Here is a 4,973-nt window from a genome sequence, read left to right on the forward strand (position 1 = left end):
TTCTCTCTCTACTTATTTAGACATGCCTGCATGATTTGAGTTCATTCACCTTTGGTCTGACAAATGAAATCACTATAGTCGTCGAGCAGGGACAACAGGCGGCTCTTCTGCGCGGGCGCCACGGAGGCGTCGGCAATGCGTGCGCTGATGGCGTCGGCGAGCGTGTCCACTGCGGCGATGTATGTCGCATCGCCGCGCAGTAGATAGTCCTTTTCACGCCGGCGCATCTGCAAGAGGGTGGTCTCGAGATCTGGGATGTAGTGGGCCCGCAGCAGATCCTCGATGCGATGGGCGCGGTCCCGGAAAGGGCCCATACCGCCGTTGCTGGACTCGCCGGCGAGCACGCGCTCAGCGTAACCGGCAAAGCGGTCGCGGTAGGCGGTGATCTCGTCGCTCAGGGCCCGCCGGGTGTCTTCGCGCAGCCCGGATGCGGCCAGCTCCGCCCGCATCTCTTCGAGCAGCGCGAAGACCTGCTCGCGGTAGCGGGGATCGCGACGCAGGCCGAGGTCTTTTTCACCCCGGCGGACCTGCAGCAGCAACAGATAGAGCCGATCGACGTTGTAGTGGGCGGCGCGATCCTGAAGCTCGTGCACCGCCGCCCGAAAGGCCCCCTGCAGGCCCGAGTCTTCGTCCAGACCGCGGTTGCGCCAGGCCTCGACGATGGCCTGAAAGCGGCTCGTGAAGTCCTCTGCCAAGGCGTCGATGGCCGCGGCGGTGCGCGCTGCATCGCCGTTCAACTGCGCCAGTTCCGCCGTCTGTGTCCGCAGGGCGGCGGCGGCTTCAAGCGTCTGCTCGGCGAAGGCCAGGTCGCGTGTCAGCAGGAAGCGATCGGCCGCCGAGCGCATGGCAGAGACGCGACTCTCGATGGCGAAGGCCTGCGCCTGGCGGGCGCCGTAGATCGCCGAGAGGTCCTGGTAGGCGGCGGCCATGTCACGCAGGCTGCCATGGTAGTACCAGATGACGCCGAGAAAGATCAGGCCGATGGTGCCGAAGCCCAGGACGATCTTTTCTCCGATACGGAAACGGTTTGCGAGCTTTTTCATCGCCGCGGACCTCTTGGCATGGTGCTCGGACCGGAGACCTCCGGCGCAGCAGCCGTTGATGGCGCGACATCTGGCATGGCGTCGCCGGGATGGTCGCCGCAGGCGATCCGTCGGCCATCTTCGGCCCGGAGCGTCGGTGGCCCCGGCCGGGGTCGGCCTGTGCGCCGGACTTGCTGCGGGAGCCGGACGGAGGCCGATCCTAGTGGAATGTTACGAAAATCTTGCTGATTTCTGACAGTCTTGTTAACAATAACCTGCACACACCCGCAGGTAGACACCATAACACCACACCATCGCGCGTCGGGGAGGCGACGACAGCGATGGGCTCTGACAAAACGTCTAAAGATTCGACGCTGATAGCCATCAATGTGTATTGGATTTCAGGAGGAGCCACGATGAAGCCGAAAAACCCCATCGCAGCACTGTTTGCCCGCTCACCGTTCAAGCCGATGCAGCAGCACATGGCCGTGGTCAACGACTGTGTGGCCCTGGTGCCGGTTCTGTTCGATGCCTTGATCGCCGGCGATACGAAGACCATGGCCGAGACGCAGGCGGCGATTTTCAAAAAAGAGCACGAGGCCGACCAGATCAAGCACGAGGTGCGGCTGCATTTGCCCCGGAGCCTGTTCCTGCCCGTGGATCGCCGGGATCTGCTGGAGGTGCTGGAGGTGCAGGATGCCATCGCCGATACGGCACAGGACATCGCCGGACTGCTGCAGCAGCGCGAGATGACCGTGCTCGAGGTCATGCGGGACGACCTCGAGGCCCTGGTGCGCCGCTGTGTGGATGCCTGTGCCCAGTCGAACGCCATTATCGGCGAGCTGGACGAGCTCATCGAGACCGGCTTTCGCGGTCCGGAGGCGGAGCGGGTCGAGGAGATGGTCAAGCAACTGAACGCCATCGAGACCGAAACCGACGACATCGGCATGGCACTCACACGCAAGCTGTTCGCACACGAGCAGGTGATGTCGCCGGTCTCGGTGATGTTCTGGTACCGCTTGATTCAGTGGATTGGCGATATCGCAGACAACGCCGAGAAGGTGGGCGACCGCATGCTGCTGCTCATCGCACGCTGACGCAACACACCGCCATCATCGTGACCGCGCGCGGCACCCGGTCGCACAAAGCGTCGAGTGTCGGGTCGGCTTACGCGCATCTTGGGAGAAAATAATGGAAATTATCGCCACCTATGGGACCGTCTTTCTGATTCTCGCCATCATCTTCGGCTTCTACATGACCTGGGGTATCGGTGCCAATGACGTGGCCAATGCCATGGGCACCTCGGTGGGCTCCGGCGCCATCACGGTCAAGCAGGCGATCCTGATCGCCGCTGTGTTTGAGTTTGCCGGTGCCTTCATCGCCGGCGGGCAGGTGACCTCTACCATCCGCAAAGGCATCATCGACGCCGGTCCGTTGGCAGATAGCCCGGAGCTGCTGGTATACGGCATGCTCGCTTCGCTGCTGGCGGCGGCCATCTGGCTGATGGTCGCCACCACCCGCGGCTGGCCGGTCTCCACCACCCACTCCATCGTTGGCGCCATCGTCGGCTTTGCGATGGTCGGTATCGGTATCGATGCGGTGCAATGGGGAAAAATTGGACAGATCGCTGCGAGCTGGATCGTTTCGCCGCTGGTGGGAGGTGTCATTGCGCTGTTTCTGATGTTGAGCATTCGCAAGCTCATCCTGGATACGGCGGACCCGTTCAAGAGCGCCAAGCGTTGGGGCCCGGTCTACGTCTTTCTGGTGGGCTGGATCATCAGCCTGGTGACGCTGTTCAAGGGCCTCAAGCATCTGGATCTGCACCTCACCGCCTGGCAGAGCGTTGCGGCGGCCACCGTCATCGGTCTCTTGGTGGCCCTCATCGGCAGTTGGATGATCAACCGCGTCAAGGTGGATGTCAAAGCGGAGCGCAGCCATCACTTCGCCAACGTGGAGCGGGTCTTCACGCCGATGATGATCTTCACCGCCTGTGCCATGGCCTTCGCGCACGGGTCCAATGATGTCGCCAACGGCATTGGCCCCATGGCCGCAGTGGTCTCCATCGTCGAGACTGGTGGCCGGGTGGCACAGGAGGCGGCCCTGCCACTGTGGATACTGGGCCTCGGCGGTGCCGGTATCGTGCTGGGTCTGGCCACACTCGGCTACCGTGTCATGCAGACCATTGGCACCCGCATCACAGAACTGACCCCAACCCGGGGCTATTGCGCCACCCTGGCGGCCGCGTCCACCGTGGTGCTGGCCTCGAAAACCGGGCTACCGGTGTCAACGACACAGATCGCCGTGGGCTGTGTCATGGGAGTGGGCCTCGCCCGCGGCATCGGCGCGCTGGACCTGCGGGTGGTGGGCAATATTTTTCTGTCGTGGGTGGTGACATTGCCGGCAGGAGCCCTGCTCGCGGCGGGGATTTTCTTCCTGTTCAAAGGCATTTTCAGCTAAGGTCAAGGCTTGGAGTAGGGCCGGCGTCGTGCTGCGTCGGTTCGCTCCGGTGGGTGCAGCCACTCGGCTGGTGACCGCCCCATCGGCGCTCGCGCCTGAGCTTGGCCAACACGCAGCGACAAGGGGTCTCGATGCCGCCGCTCATCACCGCGCTGCCGGAACTGGATCTGGTGCCGGTGACACAAGTAAAGCAGTTCCGCGACGTGCCGGTGGCTCGTCGGGTGCGCTTCAACCAGCTCATCGTCACTGGACCACCGGGCAGTGGCAAGTCCACCTTTATTCGCCGAGTCGGCGGCTGGCCCGAGGAGGGCTATGTGGATCTCAGCCGTAAGGGCTGGTGGCGCGCCCAGGCATTGTTGATACGGCCACGGGAGATTCACCTGGGGCTACCCTTCGTGGGCCGGACCGGGGGCCTAGCCCTGTTCGAAGCCGCCTGGCTTGCGGCTTGGGACCGGCTGCAGTTCGAGCCCGCACGCATCCACCTGCCGGCGGAGAAGCGCTTCCCGCTGGCGGTGAACTGGCGGAAGCGATTTGTTTTTGAATTTCTGCTGCCGGCACCCGAACGGGTTGAAGCGCAGCGCCGGGCGAGGGCGCTGCAAGGAACGCATCCTGTGGATGATGACATCGATCTACCCCGCATACGGGCGCAAATCCAGCTTTTCGGCCGCGTCGCCGCGCACTTCCATGCCCATGGTCTGCAGGTGTACGTCCGCGAGTGCGTAGGGGATCCGCCAATGCGCTTCGCCACGCCCCCATTGCCCTGCGCCTCCATGTGAACTGCCGCAGCCTCGGTGCCGCCATCGCCGTGTGCGAGGGCGTGCAGTCATCAATGTGAGTATGTGTGTCTGACCATGGCCTACGCCACCACCGAATCGCGTCACCGCTTTCTGCGCTACTTTCAGGATTTACTGCAGGGAATGGAGGAATGCGACGACCTCGAACTGGCCGATGCGCTGCGCCTGAGCGACAAGAAGGTCCGTGTCCCACTGCCGGTGCTGCCGCTGCAGTTACTGCTCGGCCGCGGTGATGGCTATCAACTGCGGCTGGAGCCGGAGTGGGTGGTGCGGGCCGATGGTAGCTTCGCGCGCAGCGGTAATTTTTTGCTCTTTGATCCGAGCACCTTTTTCGATGGCATCAGCGGCTTCCTGCGGCTGACCCCGAATGGATCACTCACGCTCGGACGGGATGACCCACTGCAGCGCCGGTTATTGGACTACCCCAAGCTGGTGGCCAACAGCCATCTGCGTCTCAAGCTCAGCGCCAAGGGCTTGGCGCTCAAGAACAAAGCGCCCAAGCGGGGTATCTGCATCGCACCATTGCCGGCGCCGGCGGAAGCCGAGCACATGCGACGCTGGCGACAAGCCAAGATCGAGCGTCTGGCCAAGGTGATCGGCGCACCCATCGACACGTTGCCGCGGGGTAGGTAGTTCAATCTGCGACCAGATACGGCCATGGTGATCATGCAGAATCGATGGCCGATAGTGTGCTTGTCAG

Annotated in this window: 5 protein-coding genes; 4 read left to right on the forward strand and 1 reads right to left on the reverse strand. The window is 63.2% G+C overall.

Annotated elements, in window-relative coordinates; translation table 11 throughout:
- Positions 1 to 41: 41 nt before the first annotated feature.
- On the reverse strand, positions 42 to 1,043 hold the full coding sequence (locus QZ588_RS17725; protein ID WP_295544404.1) for a hypothetical protein: 1,002 nt from the start codon (positions 1,041 to 1,043) through the stop codon (positions 42 to 44).
- A 395-nt stretch (positions 1,044 to 1,438) separates the two neighbouring features.
- Here QZ588_RS17725 and QZ588_RS17730 point away from each other — a divergent pair, with 395 nt between their 5' ends.
- From QZ588_RS17730 to QZ588_RS17745, 4 genes are all read left to right on the forward strand, one after another.
- Positions 1,439 to 2,119 carry a TIGR00153 family protein gene (locus QZ588_RS17730; RefSeq protein ID WP_295544406.1) on the forward strand — a complete coding sequence of 227 codons (681 nt, stop codon included), beginning with the start codon at positions 1,439 to 1,441 and terminating at the stop codon, positions 2,117 to 2,119.
- 94 nt (positions 2,120 to 2,213) lie between these two features.
- A complete protein-coding gene (locus QZ588_RS17735; protein ID WP_295544408.1) occupies positions 2,214 to 3,479 on the forward strand; it encodes an inorganic phosphate transporter in 1,266 nt (421 codons plus the stop codon).
- Between the two features lie 131 nt (positions 3,480 to 3,610).
- Positions 3,611 to 4,255 carry a serine/threonine protein phosphatase gene (locus QZ588_RS17740; RefSeq protein WP_295544409.1) on the forward strand — a complete coding sequence of 215 codons (645 nt, stop codon included), beginning with the start codon at positions 3,611 to 3,613 and terminating at the stop codon, positions 4,253 to 4,255.
- 75 nt (positions 4,256 to 4,330) lie between these two features.
- The gene (locus QZ588_RS17745) at positions 4,331 to 4,906 is read left to right on the forward strand and encodes a hypothetical protein (RefSeq protein WP_295544411.1); all 576 of its coding nucleotides are present in this window, start codon (positions 4,331 to 4,333) and stop codon (positions 4,904 to 4,906) included.
- Positions 4,907 to 4,973 lie beyond the last annotated feature (67 nt).

The sequence above is a fragment of the uncultured Thiohalocapsa sp. genome (assembly GCF_913062725.1).
Lineage (GTDB): Bacteria > Pseudomonadota > Gammaproteobacteria > Chromatiales > Chromatiaceae > Thiohalocapsa.